Annotated in this window: 20 protein-coding genes and 2 tRNA genes; 2 read left to right on the top strand and 20 right to left on the bottom strand. The window is 34.2% G+C overall.

Translation table 11 applies throughout. The features are described 5' to 3' along the window. Window positions 1-15 precede the first annotated feature (15 nt). The 11 genes from radC to QE109_RS09315 all read right to left on the bottom strand — a co-directional run bounded on the left by radC (window position 16) and on the right by QE109_RS09315 (window position 8227). Window positions 16-690 (bottom strand): RadC family protein, encoded by a 675-nt coding sequence (radC, locus tag QE109_RS09365; protein WP_281094197.1) that lies wholly within the window; start codon window positions 688-690, stop codon window positions 16-18. A gap of 12 nt (window positions 691-702) precedes the next feature. After that, a complete protein-coding gene (locus QE109_RS09360; RefSeq protein WP_281094196.1) occupies window positions 703-1278 on the bottom strand; it encodes a Maf family protein in 576 nt (191 codons plus the stop codon). Next, window positions 1275-1523 (bottom strand): DUF4321 domain-containing protein, encoded by a 249-nt coding sequence (locus QE109_RS09355; protein ID WP_281094195.1) that lies wholly within the window; start codon window positions 1521-1523, stop codon window positions 1275-1277. Before QE109_RS09355 ends, QE109_RS09360 begins: the two co-directional genes overlap by 4 nt. 313 nt (window positions 1524-1836) lie before the next feature. After that, window positions 1837-2664 carry an RnfABCDGE type electron transport complex subunit B gene (locus tag QE109_RS09350; RefSeq protein ID WP_281094194.1) on the bottom strand — a complete coding sequence of 276 codons (828 nt, stop codon included), beginning with the start codon at window positions 2662-2664 and terminating at the stop codon, window positions 1837-1839. 10 nt (window positions 2665-2674) lie between these two features. Then, window positions 2675-3256, bottom strand: coding sequence for an electron transport complex subunit RsxA (rsxA, locus tag QE109_RS09345; RefSeq protein ID WP_281094193.1), 582 nt, complete (start codon window positions 3254-3256; stop codon window positions 2675-2677). 12 nt (window positions 3257-3268) lie between these two features. Further along, window positions 3269-3862, bottom strand: a complete 594-nt coding sequence (rsxE, locus tag QE109_RS09340; RefSeq protein ID WP_281094192.1) for an electron transport complex subunit RsxE — start codon at window positions 3860-3862, stop codon at window positions 3269-3271. Next, a complete protein-coding gene (locus tag QE109_RS09335) occupies window positions 3859-4452 on the bottom strand; it encodes an RnfABCDGE type electron transport complex subunit G (RefSeq protein WP_281094191.1) in 594 nt (197 codons plus the stop codon). Before QE109_RS09335 ends, rsxE begins: the two co-directional genes overlap by 4 nt. Further along, window positions 4452-5387, bottom strand: coding sequence for an RnfABCDGE type electron transport complex subunit D (locus tag QE109_RS09330; protein ID WP_281094190.1), 936 nt, complete (start codon window positions 5385-5387; stop codon window positions 4452-4454). The genes QE109_RS09335 and QE109_RS09330 overlap by 1 nt, the downstream gene beginning before the upstream one ends. A 13-nt stretch (window positions 5388-5400) precedes the next feature. After that, window positions 5401-6714, bottom strand: a complete 1314-nt coding sequence (rsxC, locus tag QE109_RS09325; protein ID WP_281094189.1) for an electron transport complex subunit RsxC — start codon at window positions 6712-6714, stop codon at window positions 5401-5403. A gap of 424 nt (window positions 6715-7138) precedes the next feature. Continuing rightward, complete coding sequence (locus tag QE109_RS09320) at window positions 7139-7501, bottom strand: response regulator (RefSeq protein WP_281094188.1); 363 nt, start codon at window positions 7499-7501, stop codon at window positions 7139-7141. Window positions 7502-7516: 15 nt separating this feature from the next. Beyond that, the gene (locus QE109_RS09315; RefSeq protein ID WP_281094187.1) at window positions 7517-8227 is read right to left on the bottom strand and encodes a sulfite exporter TauE/SafE family protein; all 711 of its coding nucleotides are present in this window, start codon (window positions 8225-8227) and stop codon (window positions 7517-7519) included. A gap of 140 nt (window positions 8228-8367) precedes the next feature. Here QE109_RS09315 and QE109_RS09310 point away from each other — a divergent pair. Beyond that, window positions 8368-8452, top strand: a tRNA-Leu gene (locus QE109_RS09310). Between the two features lie 114 nt (window positions 8453-8566). Here the strand turns inward: QE109_RS09310 and QE109_RS09305 are convergent. From QE109_RS09305 to QE109_RS09265, 9 genes are all read right to left on the bottom strand, one after another. Then, complete coding sequence (locus QE109_RS09305) at window positions 8567-9604, bottom strand: nicotinate phosphoribosyltransferase (protein WP_281094186.1); 1038 nt, start codon at window positions 9602-9604, stop codon at window positions 8567-8569. Between the two features lie 58 nt (window positions 9605-9662). Next, window positions 9663-10319: a dephospho-CoA kinase gene (gene coaE, locus QE109_RS09300; RefSeq protein WP_281094185.1), complete on the bottom strand. Its 657-nt coding sequence runs from the start codon at window positions 10317-10319 to the stop codon at window positions 9663-9665. Continuing rightward, window positions 10306-12936 carry a DNA polymerase I gene (gene polA / locus QE109_RS09295; protein WP_281094184.1) on the bottom strand — a complete coding sequence of 877 codons (2631 nt, stop codon included), beginning with the start codon at window positions 12934-12936 and terminating at the stop codon, window positions 10306-10308. Before polA ends, coaE begins: the two co-directional genes overlap by 14 nt. A gap of 105 nt (window positions 12937-13041) precedes the next feature. Beyond that, a complete protein-coding gene (locus tag QE109_RS09290; RefSeq protein WP_281094183.1) occupies window positions 13042-13776 on the bottom strand; it encodes an SIMPL domain-containing protein in 735 nt (244 codons plus the stop codon). Next, a complete protein-coding gene (locus tag QE109_RS09285) occupies window positions 13766-15115 on the bottom strand; it encodes a DUF4349 domain-containing protein (protein WP_281094182.1) in 1350 nt (449 codons plus the stop codon). Before QE109_RS09285 ends, QE109_RS09290 begins: the two co-directional genes overlap by 11 nt. 15 nt (window positions 15116-15130) lie before the next feature. After that, complete coding sequence (locus QE109_RS09280) at window positions 15131-15697, bottom strand: RNA polymerase sigma factor (protein ID WP_281094181.1); 567 nt, start codon at window positions 15695-15697, stop codon at window positions 15131-15133. A 127-nt stretch (window positions 15698-15824) separates the two neighbouring features. Next, window positions 15825-16790, bottom strand: a complete 966-nt coding sequence (locus tag QE109_RS09275) for a metal-dependent hydrolase (protein WP_281094180.1) — start codon at window positions 16788-16790, stop codon at window positions 15825-15827. A gap of 120 nt (window positions 16791-16910) precedes the next feature. After that, on the bottom strand, window positions 16911-17978 hold the full coding sequence (locus QE109_RS09270; protein ID WP_281094179.1) for an aminopeptidase P family protein: 1068 nt from the start codon (window positions 17976-17978) through the stop codon (window positions 16911-16913). A gap of 141 nt (window positions 17979-18119) precedes the next feature. After that, a tRNA-Leu gene (locus QE109_RS09265) sits at window positions 18120-18206 on the bottom strand. 140 nt (window positions 18207-18346) lie between these two features. Between QE109_RS09265 and QE109_RS09260 the strand changes: the two genes are divergently transcribed. Continuing rightward, a complete protein-coding gene (locus tag QE109_RS09260) occupies window positions 18347-19282 on the top strand; it encodes a stalk domain-containing protein (protein ID WP_281094178.1) in 936 nt (311 codons plus the stop codon). Window positions 19283-19307: the final 25 nt, after the last annotated feature.

The following is a 19307-nucleotide window of genomic DNA, read 5'->3' as shown; positions in this document are numbered from 1 at the left end:
GTATTCCTTTCAATTTTAAAGTTGATTCTGCTCTTTAAAGCTATAGTAGCTTTCTTTTCCAATAATAATATGATCAATCAATGGGATGCCAACTAGTTGACCACTTTCAAACAGTCTTTTTGTAATCGCATTATCTTCCTTACTAGGTTCAATCGCACCTGAAGGATGGTTGTGAATAGCAATTATTGAAGCTGCACTTCGTTTGATCGCTCTATTGAATACCTCTCTAGGATGAACTATAGAAGCATTTAGACTTCCGATTGATATGATTTCCCAATTAATAACTTCATTCTTAGTGTTTAATAGTACAATTACAAATTTTTCAACTTTTGAATCTGATAATTCCATATTGAAAAATTTAACAACATCCGTAGGTGAAGAAATCTTAAGACCTCTTATAGACGAAGTTTGCTTTATTCTCTTTCCAAGTTCTATGGCAGAGAGTATTTGAGTTGCTTTAGATTCGCCAATACCATCAATTGTACAAAGTTCTTCTATGGTAACTTGTGCTAATTCGTTTATATTATTTCCAAATGTATTGACAATTGTTCTACCTAAGTCAACTGCACTTTTATTTCTTGTTCCAGTTCTTAATAAAATTGCTAGCAATTCCGAATTACTAAGAAAACTTACACCATGAGCTACTAACTTTTCTCTTGGCTGCTCTTCATATGGTAAATTCTTAATCATGGAAGGACTCCTTTACTTCATGAGATCTAATTGAACATGTTTTTTCAATAGAACATTAAGTTTAGAGAGTGGCAAGCCCATGACGTTAAAATAATCTCCATCAATTTTGTTTACCAAAAGAGCACCAAATCCTTGAATTCCATATGCACCTGCTTTATCATAGGCTTCGCCAGTTTCAAGGTAATCCTTAATATCAGTATCACTAAGGACATTAAACTGAACCTTTGTGACTTCATAATCAACAACCTTTAACTTGGTTTCATCACATAACAAAGCAATTCCAGTGTATACTTCATGCGTTTTACCACTTAGTTTTTTAAGCATGTTAAATGCATCTTCATAATCCTTTGGTTTTCCCAAAATATCTCCAAAAAATACAACAGTATCACTGGCAATTACAATTGCATCAGTATTTGCTTTTGATATTTGGTAAGCCTTTTCAAATGCTAAGCTCATAACTGCCTGTTCTGGCAATTCGTGGTTACGTACAATTTCATCAATATCACTAGGAATAATATCAAATTCAATATTAAATTGTTTTAAAAGTTCAACCCTTCTCGGCGAAGCCGATGCTAAAACAATCCTCATAGCTTTTTATAGATAATGAAGGCTGTAACAATGCCGATAATACCAGCAAGGTTTAAGCTCAACTTAAATCCAAAAGTAATAATGACTACATTTAGATCAACTACAAATGGATCAACACCAATACTTTTACCAAAATTTAAAATAGGTAAAACATCGCCAAGGGCTGCACCAATTAAGCTACCAAAAATAGCACCAACAAGAATTAAAACTAATAAAACAATACTATCGTTGCTCTTTACTCTCATTTTGACCTCTACATCATACCATAATTTTACATATTTTACCATTAAAAGACACATCCTAGATGTATCCCAATCTAAATTCTAGTTTAACATTGCTTGTAATTAATTACAAGGAAAAGACAATTTTTAAAACATGAATTTTATTACATATTCAACGTAGAACGTCATAACTGTTAACCGTTAAAATCAATAATAAATTCGCTTTATTTGATCCATAAAAAAAACCAATTGTTGATTTGTCAATTTTCGAGACAAATCATCAATTGGTTTTTAAGTTTTAGAATTATAAAAAAGTTTAACTACAGAAAACGAATCATTAAACAGTCACTTCAACAGTTCTAAGTTCAAGATTTCCTTGAATCGCTTTTGTAGGACATTTTTCTACACAAATCATACAATTTGTACATTTATCATAGTCAATTTCTGCTAAGTTATTTACAACATGGATTGCATCATGCGGACAGTTTCGCTCACATATACCGCATGCAATACAAGCAACGCTACAATTCTTTTTAACTTGAGGTCCTTTGTCTTTATTGTTACATGCTACGATTGTCAACTGCTCATATGGCACTAAACTGATCACTGCTTTTGGACATATTTCAACACATTTGTTACATGCCGTACATTTTTCAGGATCAACTTCAGCAAGTCCTTTGTCGTTGATAATCAAGGCATCAAAAGGACAAATTTGTACGCATGAACCTAAACCCATACAACCATACAAACATTTCTTAGGACCGCCATTTAACATATTTGCAGCTACACAGCTATCAAAGCCATCATAATCAAAACGATTTCCACAATTTTCATCATGACCTTCACATTTTACCTTTGCTACTTTTTTTACTGTTGTGCCTGCTTCAAGCCCCATGATTTGAGCAACCATAGTTGCCACTGGTGCACCACCAACTGGACAACCATTAACAGGCGCAACACCTCTTACTACTGCACTTGCAAAGCCATCACAACCCGGATATCCGCATGCACCACAATTGGCACCAGGAACAGCATCTCTGACTGCTATCACTCTAGGATCAACTTCAACTGCAAACTTTTTAGATGCAAAAGCTAGCGCAGCACCAAAAACTAATCCCATAACACCTAAACTCGTTCCTGCTAAAATTAATGAATTCGTATCCATATTGACCCCCTTATACTAAGCCAGTAAAGCCTAGAAAGGCTATAGACATAAGACTCGCTGTAATTAAAGCAATTGGAAAACCCTTAAAAGGTAATGGAACGTCTGAAGTTTCAAGTTTCTCACGAATACCAGCAAAAAGAACGATTGCTAGTGAAAAACCAATTGCTGCAAAGAATGAATGAAAAATTGTTTGAACCATTCCAAATTTATATTGGATATTAAGTAGTGCCAAACCTAAAACAGCACAGTTTGTAGTAATTAGTGGCAAAAACACACCTAATGCTTGATACAAAGTTGGACTCATTTTTTGTAAAACAATCTCAACAAATTGAACAAGCGATGCAATTACCAAGATAAACGCTGCTGTTTGTAGGAATTCCAAGTGAAAATAAACTAATATATAATTATTTACCAAGTAAGTTAGAATACCTGATAACGTCATTACAAAGGTAACAGCCATCCCCATACCAAATGCTGTTTCAACTTGCTTTGATACACCGAGAAACGGACAGATTCCTAAAAACCTTGAAAGAACAAAGTTGTTTACGAGTATTGCACTGACCATTATGGTGAAAATACTTGCATTTTCCATATTCAACCCCCCCTACTTCGCTCTCTTAAATTGGTAACTATTATATAACGCCAACAATAAACCAAGTGCTAAGAAACCGCCTGGAGGTAAAATCATGATGAGTGCAGGTTTGTAACTTGCACCAAAAATTGCTGCACCAAATAAACTACCATTTCCAAACAGCTCACGTACACTGCCTAGAATTGTAAGTGCTAGCGTAAATCCTAAGCCCATACCTATGCCGTCAAAAGCTGAGTCAACAACACCGTTTTTAGAAGCAAATGCTTCTGCACGTGCTAATATGATACAGTTTACTACGATCAAAGGAATAAATAACCCAAGTGATTTAAACAATTCAGGTACAAATGCTTCCATAAGCATACCTACAATTGTTACAAAAGTTGATATAACAACTACAAAAGCAGGAATTCTTACTTGTGCTGGAATCACTTTTCTTATAAGTGAGATTGCAATATTGGAGCTGATCAAAACAGCAGTAGTTGCAAGTCCCATACCAATACCATTTACAGCAGATGTTGTTACAGCTAACGTTGGACACATACCGAGTAATTGGACGAAAATTGGATTTTCTTTGATAATGCCTTTAGTTAAATTGCTTATTTTCAATTTTCAAGCCCTCCATTCTCAATAATCCAGTTAAAAGCGTCTATCGAAGCATTGGCACCATTTGTAATTGCAGCACTAGAGATAGTAGCGCCTGTGATGGCTTGAATGTCGTTTCCATCTGAAGACGTCTTTGAAACACCGATTTGATCTAAAGCACTCTTACCAGCATATTGCTCATAAAAATCAGCATCTTTAGCTTTTGCCCCAAGACCTGGTGTTTCATTATGACTACCTACACGAAGACCAGTTACAGTACCATCATTAGATATACCTGTTACAACTTCAACATTTCCACCAAAACCAGTTGGTGTAGACTTAAATACATATCCTATCGTATTGCCTGATGCATCTAGTCCCATATAAGCTTCTGTCACTGGATTAAACTGACTTACTATAGATTCTAAATCTTCACCCGTTATATCAGCATAAGAAGCTGCATCTGGTAACACTTCCTTTTTTGCTTGTTCATTTGCTAAAAATCTTTGTTCAGCAATTGGTCCTTTAGTCACTTCGTTGGTAAGACCAAGTCCAAGAGCTGCAATAACACAAATAACCAATAATATAAGACCCGTTTTTAATATATCTTTCATTATTTAGCACCTCCAAATACACGTGGTTTAGAATATTTGTCAATTAAAGGTGCCGCAACGTTCATTAATAGAATTGAGTACGAAACGCCTTCAGGATAACCACCATAGAAACGGATGATTGTCGTAAGCAAACCCATACCAACTGCATAGATAATTTGACCTTTTGGCGTAATTGGCGATGATGCATAATCTGTTGCCATAAAGAAAGCTCCAAGAATTAAACCGCCTGAAAGAATATGAATCATCGTTAAATTAACATCAAATCCAGTTATAATTAAAGTTAAAACTGCAACAGTCCCAATATAAATTCCAGGTATTTTAATACTGATCACACCTCTATAAATTAGGTATAAACCACCAAGTAACAATAATAATGCTGATGTTTCCCCAATACATCCGCCTATTGTTCCCATGAGCATATCCGTTATTTTTGGAAGTGGTACATCTAAACCTTCTTTTAAGATTCCAAGTACGGTAGCACTAGTTTGCGTGTCAGGTTTAACAGCAACCCAAGTTGTCATTTGAACCGGCCACGAAGCAACTAGTAGTGCTCTCGCAGCAAGAGCTGGGTTGATAAAGTTATGACCTAAACCACCAAATGCTTGTTTAACTACAGCTATAGCGAAAAAACTACCCACTACAGGAATCCAGTACGGTACTGTAGATGGTAAATTCATACCTAATAATAAACCTGTAACTACAGCACTAAAATCGTATATTGTAATAGGTTGCTTTCTAATCATCTGACAAAGTGCTTCGGTACCAATTGCTGTTAATATAGATAGTACTAAAATGGTTAAAGCGCGTAGACCAAAATTATATACACCAAAAGCTGCCGCAGGTGCAAGTGCGATTGTGACATCTCTCATTATACTCTTAGTTGTTTCATTAGAACGTATATGAGGAGATGAAGATACCGTTAATCTATTTTCCATAGTCATCCTCCCCCTATTTCTTTCTTCTTGCTAAAATTTCACGTTTAGCTACTCTTATTGTTTGTAGTAAAGGTCTCTTAGCAGGACAAATAAATGAACAAGAGCCACATTCGATACAATCTAAGGCATTGAATTTAGCAGCTTTATCATAATCGTGTAACATTGAATATGCACTAATTTGTATTGGCTCTAAATTTATAGGACAAACAGTTACACATTTTCCACATTTGATACATGCAGATGCTTCTGGTAATTTTGCTTGTTCTTGAGAAAAGACCAATATACCGGAAGTGTTTTTCATAGCAGGTAGTTCATCTGAAAATTGAGCAACACCCATCATAGGTCCACCGAGTAAGATTTTACCTGGAGTACCATTATAGCCATCACAGAATTCTATTAAGCTTTTAAGTGGTGTACCCACTCTAAAACGAATATTTTTGGGCGACTTAATCCCCTTACCTGTTACTGTACATACTCTCTGAATAAGAGGCATACCAGTTTCAAATAGATTACCTATTGTTGCTGCAGTTGCAACATTGTTTACAACTACGCCAATATCCATAGGTAAGCCACCAGATGGTATCGCTCTATTCGTACAAGCAAAAATAAGTTGTTTCTCAGCACCTTGAGGATATTTAGTTTTTAGTCCTACCACTTTAATATCCGTATTTTTTGCTGCTTCAGTCATCACTGAAATAGCATCAGGCTTGTTGCTTTCAATACCAATGACACCATTTTTGACACCAAGTGCTTGCATTAAAATTTGTAACCCTTTGATAATCATTGCCGACTCTTCGAGCATTAAGCGATGATCACAAGTTAAATATGGTTCACATTCAGCGCCATTGAGTACAATTGTATCAATGGGTTTTTCAGGTGGAGGCGATAGTTTGACATGTGTTGGAAATCCCGCACCGCCCATACCAACTATACCAGCTTCCTTAATAATATTGATTATTTCTTTACCTGAAAGTGATTTAAAATCAGGTTTTGGCGTAACAGACTCGTGTTTTGTATATTGCTCATCATTTTCAATGACAACGCATGTGTCAAAACCATAAGCAGTATTTTGTTTTCTTACATCAAGTACTGTTCCCGAAACTGAACTGTGAACATTTGCCGAAACAAACCCTCCAGCAGCACCGATCAATTGACCGACTTTGACTTCGTCACCTTTTTTTACAGTTGCTTCACAAGGTGCACCGATATGCTGCCTTAAGGGAATTTCAACTACCTTAGGGCCTAAAAAGTCAACGATGGCCAAATTTTCAGTAGACTTTTTAGAATGTGGAGGATGGATTCCTCCTTTAAAAGATAAAAGCCCCATATATACTCACCCCTTTAGAAATTTTATAATACCTCTATTGATCAAGAAATTATACTGTATACAATTTCTATCCTCACCACTAACAATTCTACTATAAATCACATTATAGGTCAATGCAAGACCCATTGAAATTTCAATCATCCTATGCATTTGTAAGTTAAATAGTTATCAAAGTCAAAAAATGTCCCAGCACTTGAAAAGAGCTATATGAGTGATAAATAATACAATTTTAGTCTACCATAATTGCAGATTATTGTTAACCAAATATCACTTTAAATCATTTTTTTATCATTTTTTTTTACTTCTTGTTGTTTTTTTAAAAATTCAACGATAAAAAAACTGTCCATAATTGGACAGTTTAAATGTATTACTTGTAATTTCTAATTGATTATTAAACTTAATTGTTACTACAGTCCAGTATCAATTAACCAATCAACTTTTGGATTTCAGCGATAACTTTTTCAGCAACAAATGGTTTGACAATAAAACCTTTCGCACCAGATTTAACAGAGTCAATAACCATACTCTCTTGCCCCATTGCACTACACATCAAGATCTTTGCATCTGGAAACTCAGCTGTAATCATCTTAACACCCTCAAGTCCGGTTACTTCAGGCATTGTGATATCCATTGTAACAACATCAGGTAAAAACTCCTTATATTTTTGATACGCCTCTTGACCATTACCTGCTTCTGCAACGACTTCAAATCCAGCTTTTGTTAAGATATCACTTAAAAGTTTACGCATAAACATTGCATCATCGACTACTAAAATCTTCTTCGCCATATTACCCTCCATTTACTAGAACAAATTGAGTATGCCCATTATCATCAACAGGATCAACACAATTTTTTTAAATTTCTGTTCATCAATCTTATTTCCTAAGTATATACCCACGAATGTCCCCATAATCATCACTGGTAATAAAAATAGCATATTAATTATTTCTTTATTTTCAAATAGACCCTTGTTTGCAAATAAAAATATCGTGACAACATTTAACAAGAGAAATAAAAAAGTTAATGAAGCTCTGAACTCATTTTTATTTTTTTGGTCACTAGCAAGCAGAACTACAATCGGTGGGCCACTAAGCGATACGGCACCATTTAATATGCCACTTAGAATTCCAGCTATCATATAGGAAAACGTTTTATGTTTAAGTTTAATTGTAATGCCTTTGAACATGATTACAGATATAATGATGAGCAAAAGCCCAACTATTCTCTTCAAGAGTATTTCATCAACAAATATTAAGACATTAACACCTACCGGTATAAAACATATTGCAAAAAAAGCAAGAATTGCTAGCTCTTTAAATTTTGGAACTAACCTAAGTCTTAATAATATAATTAGATTTAAAACAATACTAAAGATCACTAATGTTGGTACAATAATCTTCAAATTATAAAAATAACCAAGCAAGGGTAAAGCAAGTAAAGAAAAGCCAAAACTTGTGGCACCTTGTACTATAGCAGAAACTAAGATTATCAATGATACAATCACAAACGACATGTTGCCTCCCCCGACTTTTACAATCTTTTATATTATAGCATTAATTAAATGCTAGTGTACTAGGATTATGAAAAAATATTGCGAAATAACGCTTGACTTTTATGGCTACAATAACTATAATAAAAAAGTCGCAACAACACGCGGATGTGGTGGAACGGCAGACACGCACGCTTGAGGGGCGTGTGAGTAATACTCGTATGGGTTCAAATCCCATCATCCGCACCATTTAAAAGACTTCTTTTTTAGAAGTCTTTTTTATTTATATCACTACAAATAAAACCCCAAACAAATTTTGAAAATTTGTTTGGGGTTTCCGTATAGAGATTAAGCCGTTTTTACTTATTCAACAATTTTCTTCAATTTAGGATTATCAACTAATCCAGGAATTCTTCCGCGTTTGGCTACTGATTTACCAGCAACCACTTTTAAATCCATAGTCATATCTATTGGAGATGCTGCTGAAATAAAGCTTCCCACTCCAAAAGAGTCGGCTCCAGCTTCAATTAAAGTTTTAATCTTGTCTGGTGTAAGTCCTCCTGAAACAAAAATCTTAACTTCGTTAAAGCCTTCCAAATCGAGTTTTGCTCTTAATTCCTTCACTAATCCTGGTGTAACACCACCTCTTTCACTAGGCGTATCAAGTCTTACACCATATAAATTGCCATTAAGTGCTTTTGCAACTCTAATTGCTTCTTCTACTTCATCCTTAAAAGTATCTACTAAAACAATACGATTATGACTTGGATCTGATAGTTTATCATATGTTTGAGCCACTTTTACTGTATCACCTGCAACAAGCATTGCGCTATGTGGCACAGTACCAGATGGCTGAATACCACCGAGCTTAGCTGCTAAGATACAACTCACACCACCTGCGCCACCAATTATAGCAGCTCTCTCCATTACTGGTGCTACTGCCGGATGTACATGTCTAGCTCCAAAACACAAGAAAAATTTATCGCCACATGCTTCTTTTATAACACTAGAAGCAGTAGCCCATCCCGAAGCACTAGCCATCATTCCAAGTAACGTTGTTTCAAAAATTGCAAAGTCTTTGTATTTGCCTTTAATTCTCATAATAGTATCTTTTGGTTCAAAAGTTTCACCTTCATCTACTGCCCATATTTCTAAATTACGCCCTTTTAACAAATTTAGAACTTCATTAACGCCAGCTAACATGCCCGGTTTACGTGGAAATATCTCAGCTATAACTTCACTTTCTGCTAAGTCTAACTCTCCTAGTATATCCAGCGTTCTTAAAAAATATACGTCAGTTGTATGTCCATTTAATATCTCATCATGTGTTGCGCTATGCATAAGACGCTCATTAGAAATTTGAATGTCTTTAAGATCTTTAATACTCTCCAATTGTTTCATAACGGATCTTCCTTCCTACCAGTAGTCCTCTACATTATAGTTGATTTGTAGAGGATGTTCAACGTTCGTTATTTTTTTGCCAATTAATACATCTTATTATTAAATTTTGCAAGTATTCAGCTAAAGCAACATTAAGAGCATCAATACCACTATCATTTTCAATGACAAAATCAGCCATTGTTTTTTTTGTATTTATTGAAATCTGAGATCTAATCTTTTTTAGAGCCAGATCAGCATCAATTTGGTCCCTTGTAACTATACGTGATAGTGCAGTTTCATCATCAACATAAATCAACAATACTTCATTATAGTTTTCACTTTGATTTGTTTCAAATAATAGTGGGACATCAACAAATACAATTTGTTCATTGCTAAGTGCTTCTACCTTTTGAGTAATTCTTAAGTGAATAAGTGGGTGTAAAATCTGATTGAGTTTTTTCAGCGCCTCTGGGTTATTAAATACAAGATCACCTAGCTTTCTTCTATCTAGATTTCCGTCTAAATCAAGCATATCAGAACCAAAAGTTGCTACTATTTTCTTTAGACCCTCAGTCTCAGGCATAACGACTTCTCTGGAAACTTGGTCTGCATCAATCACATGATAGCCTTTAGCAATAAGTAGCTTACTCACAGTGCTTTTTCCACTTCCTATGCCTCCTGTTAAGCCGACAACATACGTGTCTTTTATCTGATTCATGATATTAGTGTGCCTCATACCAGCTATCTCCTGTATTCATATCCACTTTTAATGGAACTATCAATTTATAAGCGTCTTCCATACAGTCTTTTAATAAATGCTTCACTGTCTCTATTTCATCATGAGGCACATTTAAAATCAATTCATCATGTACTTGAAGAATAAGCTTTGACTTGAGGTTTTGTTTTTTTAATGCCTCATATACTTTGATCATAGCAAGTTTAATAATATCCGCAGCACTGCCTTGTATCGGTGTATTTCTAGCAATTCTTTCTGCAGCAGATCTCAACATAAAATTGCTGTTATTGATGTCAACTATACTCCTTTTTCTATTGAGGATCGTTTCAACATAGCCTTTTTCTTTACACTCATCAATTATTTCATCCATAAACCCCTTAACCCTCGGGTAACTCACAAAATAATTGTCGATATAAACTTTAGCATCTTTACGTGTGATGCCTAAACTTTCTGATAGCCCAAACTCTCCCATACCATATACGATGCCAAAATTCACTTCTTTCGCTCGACTTCTTTGAAGAGATGTCACTTCATTTTCTGATATATGGAAAACTTGAGATGCTGTTAATGTATGGATATCCATATCAGTGTTAAAAGCTTCGATAAGTTTTGGATCTTCTGATAAGTGTGCAAGGACCCTTAACTCAATTTGTGAGTAATCGGCATCAAGTAGTGTACTGTCTTCATCTGCAATAAAAAAACGTCGTATCTTTCTACCATATGGCAATTTAATTGGTATATTTTGAAGATTCGGTTCAGTAGAACTAAGTCGACCCGTAACTGCTATTGTTTGGTTTAAAGAAGTATGCACTCGGTGATCTCTCTCATCTATTACAAGTCTTAAACCATCTATATAAGTTGATTTTAATTTAGTATAAGTACGATATTCAATAACTTCGTTTATGATTTGATGTTGATTGGCCAATTTTTCAAGCACATCATGACTTGTAGAATATCCTGTTTTCGTCTTCTTTCCCATTGGCAGTTCCAATTTCTCAAACAATATAACGCCAAGTTGCTTAGGTGAGTTGATATTAAAAGTCTCTCCTGCAAGACTAAAAATTGTAGATTCTATTTCCGATATTTTATCAATTAATTGCAAATCTAACTCATTGATTTTATTCATATCAACTTTAAATCCCGTATGTTCAATATCAGCAAGGATTTTAACCAAAGGCACTTCAACCGTTTCAAAAAGAGTTGTTAAATTCATTTCTTCTAATCTAGGGACAAACGCTTTTTTTAAGTTATCTACCCCATTGAGATGTGATATCGCATATGGCTGGACATCTTCAATAGCTATATCTCGATACTTTTTCTTTTTTGCCCCTTTCCCTAGTAAATCTTCGTCAGATATGACTTTAGTGGATGCATTTTCAAACACGATTTCAGCAAGGTCGTAACTTCTTCTTGCAGGATCTAATAGATATGCAGCGATGAATCCATCAAAAGTTACACCTTGTAAGTCAATTTCATGATCCATTAAAAACAGATACTCTCTCTTTAAATCAAATCCATTCTTATGGATAGATGCATTTTCAAAAATAGGCTTTAGGGCTATCAAATCGTCAATATCCGTTAGAACACATACACTATCATCAACCTTAAATGTTGCCATGATAAAATTTCTATCAATAACATTTTCACAATCGTAAAAGATTCTAAATGTAAATTCTTTCTTAGAAAGTATCATATCTATCAAACCATTTATAGAAAGTAATTCTGATTGATCAGTAACCGATTGTGTTTCAACTTTGACCTTTAATTTTGACATCAAATTTGTCAACTCATATTTTTTAAATAAACTTATTGCCTCATCTACTTGAGGCTCACCAAGTATAAAACTATCTAGTTCAAGTTCAACAGGAACTTCTGTAAAAATAGTTGCTAAACGTTTTGACATTAGTGCTTGTGCTGCATGTTCCTCTACAAGTCCTCGAATACGCTTATTTTCAATTTCTTCATAATGTTCAATTAAGTTTTCGACAGTAGTAAAGGCGTCTAATAGTTTAGCCGCTGTTTTTGGACCCACACCAGGAATTCCAGGTATATTATCTGAACTATCACCACTAAGACCTTTAAAATCAATTACTTGGTTTGCATGAACACCCCATTCTTCAAAAATATCAGCATCTTTATATAACTTTAGTTGTGTAATCCCTTTCTTTGTAATATGGACATGGGCACCAAAAGCAACTAATTGTAGAGCATCTTTATCTCCTGTAATAACATTTGCTTCAATGCCATTCTCAACACATGCTTTCGCTAAAGTTCCGATCAGATCATCGGCTTCAAATCCTTGCAGCTCAATACGCTTAATATTTAGTGCATCTAAAATTTCTTTAACTATTGGCATTTGCATTGCAAGCTCATCAGGCATTCCTTTTCTAGTACCTTTGTATTGATCATACGAAAGATGTCTAAATGTAGGACCTTTCATATCAAAAGCAACACAAAAATGTGTAGGCTTAAAGTTTTCTATTAGAGAAAGTACCATTGAGGTTAAGCCATATACGCCACCAGTGTAGATGCCGTTAGAATTTTTAAGTTCAGACATTGCAAAATATGCTCTATTAATCAAACTATTTCCGTCAACTATAACTATTTTTTGTTCCATATTGTACTCCTTTATCTTTAGTGTTAATTATCCTATTTATTATAACATAAATTGACAAAGAAAAAGGAAGGCGATTGCCTTCCTTTATAAATTGGTTTTTTTCTATTAATAGTCATAACCTACAGATACATTTGCTGTAATTGTAATCTCACCTGATTCAATTGGTGTAGAAACTGCAGATTCACTAAGTGCTTTTGCTGGAGAATAATCATAATACATTGTTCCACCATAGCTAACTTCAGATACACTATATGGCATATCAGGCGTTTTGTTAAAGGTACTCATAATCGCTGTTGCTTTTCCTTTTGCATTTGTCATAGCAAGTTTTAGCGCTTCTTGGTAATATTGGCTATCATCTGAAACTGTAAAGCGAATATTGTTGACATTGTTCGCTCCAGCATTTGAAGCTGCATCAATTATTGTACCTACTTTAGATATATCTTTAATTTTTACATTTACGATATTGCTTGCTACATAATAAGGATCGCTTTGTTTATCTGCTGAGTAATCATAAGTCTGATATAAATTGTAACCTGTTGTTTTAATATCGTCAGCATCAATGCCAGCAGCTTTAATTGCCTTGATCACTTCAGTCATTAATTTAGCATTTTCTTGTTGCGCTATAGAAGCATCGGCATTTTTGGTCTGAACACCAAGGTCGATATATGCTAAATCTGGTGTCACAACAATTTTACCTTCTCCATTAACAGTAACCAGTCTTGTGTTTGTATCATTTACATCTGCCATCGAGATATTGTTTGGAGCATTTAACGTAAATACGCCAAAAGCCATGACCAATACTAGTAAAGCAGAAATCCCAACTAAGAGTTTATTTTTCATGAATTTTCCTCCTTTTATTATATATAAGTTTTGTAAATATAGCGATAATTGCAAGTCCAACTAAGTAAGGAGATTTTGCAATTAGCCATATAAAGAGCTGTTCAACAAAATGCGTTATAGCATTAATAGTACCTATAAACCCTTCTTTAGCTTTTCCCCATAAACTTTCATCCAGAGGCTCAACTACAGGTTTTAAGTTTTTAACTTCATTGAGTGTCACTGTTATCGTAGTTAAATCCACAAGTGATTCCCAATTTTTTATTTGTTTTTCGTATGAATTAATATTTCCACGAATACGTGTTAATTCATTTTCTATAGATAAAATATCGGATATTTCAACAGCTTGTGCCATTATTTCTCTCAGCCTAGACTCCGTAATTTTTAAATTTTCAATTTCAGAAGCTGTATCACGATAAGCTTTTGTCACATCAGTAGCATTACTGGAATCATTAGTAACAAGTCCAAGATTTTCGATCTGCTCAAGGATACTGTTATAGCCTTCAGCTGGAATTCTCAATGTCACATAGCCATATTTTAATTGATCAGTATCTGAATTGTAATACTTAAACGAAGTGGATTCATTCTCAATATAGCCATTTGCATTAGCGACAAAAGTCTTAAGCCTAGACATCACATCATCATATTTTTCAATATCCATCTGAATACTTGCAGATTGAATAATCATACGCCCATCGCGATAAACTTCTTCAGCGGGATTTTCATCATCCGGTATCTGTGCAGAAGTTGTAACTGCATTTGATTTAAGCGTCATAGATTCGTTAAAGGAAACTTCTGGAGCACTTCCTGCGACAAAATCAGCACCTTCTTCCCCTCTACCTTGATCCATCTCCAACGCAGCTGCAGTGGTTTCCATCACATAATATTCATCTGATACTGCACTTTCGTTCTTTGACAAACTCCAAAAATCTTTTGTTGCAAATACCATGATGATTAAAACGGCTGGTATAGCTGCATAAGTGTAAAACTTCTTATTGAATTTAAAATTTTTCAAACTACGAACTATGCCTGACATCGGACCATCGTTTTCTTTATGTGAAGCATTATCGTTCGTTTCATTGATTATATGGTCTGATAATTCTAACTCTTTCATTTCAGTAGATGCAAGTAACAATTTTTCATGTAATTCTTCTTCGTAACCTTTTGGTAGTTCTTTCAATTCAATTTCTCCCATGAGTAAAACCATATACTTAAGTTCTTCAAATTCAACTGTACATGATTCACAGGAGTCTAAATGAGCATTAAGTTTGTTCAGTTCTTGATCATTCAATTCATTATCAACAAATGCATTCATCAATTGTTTTGCTTGTTCACAATTCATAAAACTCCCTCCTTTCTAATCATCTGACAGTTGAACTTGTAAAATATTTTTTAATGCACCTCTACTCCGATTTAACCGAGATCTTACAGTCCCTATAGGAATTTGTAAAATCTCACCTATCTCTTCATATGAATAACCTAGTAAATCTTTTAAGACAACCACGGACTTGCTATCTTCAGAGAGTTTATTAAGTGCCTCTTCAATTGCCTCTTTTAACTCAAGTTTTTCGTAAATCAAAATAGGATTTGCGTGCTCATCTTGAATAATATCTTTCAAAGAGCCTTCATCATTATTTAGCGTCGCATCATACGACAAGACTGTTTCTTTCCTTTTTCTGATTTCATCTTTACAAACATTAATCGTAATTCGATAAAGCCAAGTTGAAAAATTTGCCTCCATTTTAAATTGACCAATCGCTTTAAAAGCTTTAATTAAAGTCTCTTGCGACATATCTTTAGCATCTTCTTCGTTGCCCATCATTCTAAATGCAATATTATAGACATAACGATTGTATTTGACAATGAGTTTTTCGAAACTGGCGACATCTCCTTGAACGCTTTTTTCGATGAGCAGTGATTCCATTATTCCACTCCTTTCATGAAAGGTATACTATTAAGACGAATATAATTTAATAAAGTTCCATCATCATTATAACATTTCCAAAAAAAATAAGCCCTAACAATTCATAAGAATTGTATGGGCTCAAAATTTATTGATAAATAGGAATCGCCTTATTAATATTGTACGGATGCAAATATGAAGAAATAAACTGCATGTCTTGATCAAGTACAAGTGTTGCATGATGCATGAAACTTTTCTTAACAAAATAACGTAAATCAGTAGCTCTTAAAATATACTGATTGTTTAATTCATCTCTTGTAACATTGATATGCAAATTCGGTGAAAAACGAGTGAAGATTTCTCCTACTGCAGTAGATTTAAACAAATCATAATACGTTGTGTCCACTAGTTCCATCATATGTTGAATTTTAATTCTTTTCTCAGTCTTTGCCATTAACCACCACGGGTTAAACTGACCTACAATATTATGTGTTTCAGTATGAGCTACAAAATCCCATTTGTAAAATGCTTTTAACGAAGGCATCACAAATACATCGGTTTGCTTATACTGTTTACTAAAATAACTTTCTAATGTGACCAATGCGTTATGTCTACTTATGTTTCTCATCAAGAGATAAATACCAATAATCAATACTCCAGTTATAAGTTCATACATTGTGTTTGTACCGTTTATGATTAAGCAAATTCCAACAATTGAAATTACTGGGTCATATAAAGTCAAAATATTTGCTTTTCTTTTCTTTCTGAACAATTTTGCACCATATGAGTTAAGTATATCTAATCCTGTATGGGACAAAGCACCAATAAAAGTCCAAAGCAAAGTCGTCAAAAAGTTAAAACCTACAAATCCCATTTGGGATAACATGATTGTGATTATAGTACTAAATCCCACTAAAAAAGGAATTGAATGTGATAAACCACGATGATGTTCCAAATATGCAGCATCGTCTTTGAATAATCTGATGACAAAATCTAAATCTGGTGACATTGCACCAAGCATTGCACCAATAGTCAATGGGTTATCTATAGAAACTGCTGTTCCTGAGAATGCGGATATCGCTACGCCGACTAGTCCATGTGTCAATGGGTCCATTATTGCTCCTCTTTAAATCAAGTTATATGTTTTAGTTATGTTAACCATGTTGATAGTCTAACACACTGAACTTCATAAATCAAACCAAAATAGCTTTTAAAATGTAAACTTTTTGCCGCACTACTTTCTCACTGAATTTAAAACTTCACAGCCTTCCTCTGTTACTAGAACAATATCCTCTATTCTCACACCAAACTCTCCCAGAAGATATATACCGGGTTCTATAGAAAAAAGCATCCCTGGTTCACAAGTTGATTCACTGATCATACTGACATCTGGAAATTCATGGACGTTGATCCCTATACCATGACCAGTTCTATGTGTGAAGAACTCACCATATCCACCATTTTCTATAACTTGACGCGCTGCGTAGTCAATTTCCGAGAGTTTTACACCTGGCTTAACTGCTTTTATTGCAGCCATATTTGCTTTAAGAACAAGCTCATAAACTTCCTTATACTTATCCGTAGCATCTCCATAATAGAAACTTCTCGTCATATCAGAACAATAACCTTTTTTTCTACCACCCATGTCAATTACTACTGCCATGCCTTTTTTTAATACGGTATCGTCGCAGTCATGATGTGGCTCTGCACCATTTTTACCAAAAGAAACTGAAGGGGTAAATGATAATTCATAGATACCATACCCTTCGTTAAGAGTCTTGATCTTTTTCTGAACCTGTATTTCAGTTAGGTTTCCTTTAGGTGCTTCTTCATATATATATGCAATTATTTCATCCATTATGCGGTCATTGATTTCAGATGCAGTTCTCATCCTTTTGATTTCTTCACCATCTTTAAGCAATCTTATGGCATCAACAGCTTCAGAACCAATTTCAAATTGATGGTTAGGTAATTCTTTCATGAGTTTAAGTAGAAACTGACTTGGCCAGAATTTATCAATCCCTATAATTGTTTGAGGCTTAATTTCTTTAGCTAGTATCTTTATAATATCTTCTTCATCTTTGAAATAATAGACAGGGTATTGAGGATTATCAATTGGGAACAATGCGCTTACGAATAATTTAGTTTCATCTTGCGAAATCAGCAAAGCCAATAGACGCTCACCTGGATGAATCTCCTCACCCAACAAATAAAAGATTGCATCAGTAGAAGTTACAATTAGATGATCAAAACTCAGTTGATTCATTTTAATTCTTATTTTACTTAACCTATCAAGATTCATTTAAATTCCTCCTAAGTCATTTCTAAAATTGTTTGATCAATAACATGATATACTTAGTATACCAATAAACGGTTTGGGGGTCATCCTAAATATTAATACAAAAAAAAATAAAACTAGATACAATAATGTACCTAGTTTCCTTGGTGCCGAAGGCGGGGGTCGAACCCGCACGAGTGTTACCTCTCCGGATTTTGAGTCCGGCGCGTCTGCCAATTCCACCACTTCGGCTCGCAGCTATTTTATATTACCATAACTTATCTAGATTGACAATATACATTTTTCAAAAAAAATTATTTATTTTTATTTTTAAGGAACTTTAGTAGTATGCTTAACGTCATATTATTAAGAATTAAATTTAGGAGGCAAAAATGAAAACAACTCAAAAAATAATGTCACTTGTATTAGCAGCTGGTATTTCAGTAACTGGTCTGTCATATGGGGACTCTAATCAGTTAGAACAAAACAATCCTATTACTATTGGAAATGTAACTTTAGAGCGTTCATATCTTGTAAATGAAGACGATACTACTTTTATCCCTATAAAAGTTGTCGCTGAAGCTTTAGGCTATCAAGTAAAATGGTTTCAAGAAGATCGTCATGTCGAGTTGATTAAAGGTGCGCGTTTTATAACCATAAAAACAACAGAAAATTATTTTACCTTTAGTAAAATGGCTCCAATCAAACTCTCTTCTCCAGCATTTATTAAAGATGGTACAACTTATGTCCCTACTGACTTTGTAAGCGAAATTTTAGGTGGTGGCGTCTATGAAAATGAAGGTAAAATTGAAATTTATTCTGAAATTAGTGATAAAGTAAGTACAGGTGGTTTCGTCATCACAAGCATAGAAGATCAAAAAATATATACTACGCTAAATGGCGGAGAAGCTCATATATTACTAAATAAAGAAACACTTATCAAAGATCATGCAGATCATCAAATCTTAACTTTAGATGATTTAAAAGTTGGTGACACACTTAAAATAACACATCCATCAATTATGTTGATGATTTATCCACCTCAATACAATGCTTATGAAATCGAAAGAATTAATGATGTCGCTTATTCTGAAGGCTATATACAATCTATCAATGAAGATTCTATATTGGTTAAAACAAATAATAATTTAGTACAGTTTAACATTGATGAAAGCACTGTAATTACTGGTATGATGGATAATCCAATTGAATTATCTGATATAAGAATTGGAAATAACGTAAAAATATATCACAGTATTGCGATGATGGAAAGTCTTCCGCCACAATCACCAGCATATGAAATTCAGGTTGATTCAGCTATCAAGTAACTAAAAAACATCTATTTTAAATAAA

The sequence above is a fragment of the Fusibacter bizertensis genome, from assembly GCF_029914245.1.
Taxonomy (GTDB): domain Bacteria; phylum Bacillota; class Clostridia; order Peptostreptococcales; family Acidaminobacteraceae; genus Fusibacter_C; species Fusibacter_C bizertensis.
Note: the sequence above shows the minus strand (reverse complement) of the source record. Positions and strands in the feature narration are given on the sequence as shown.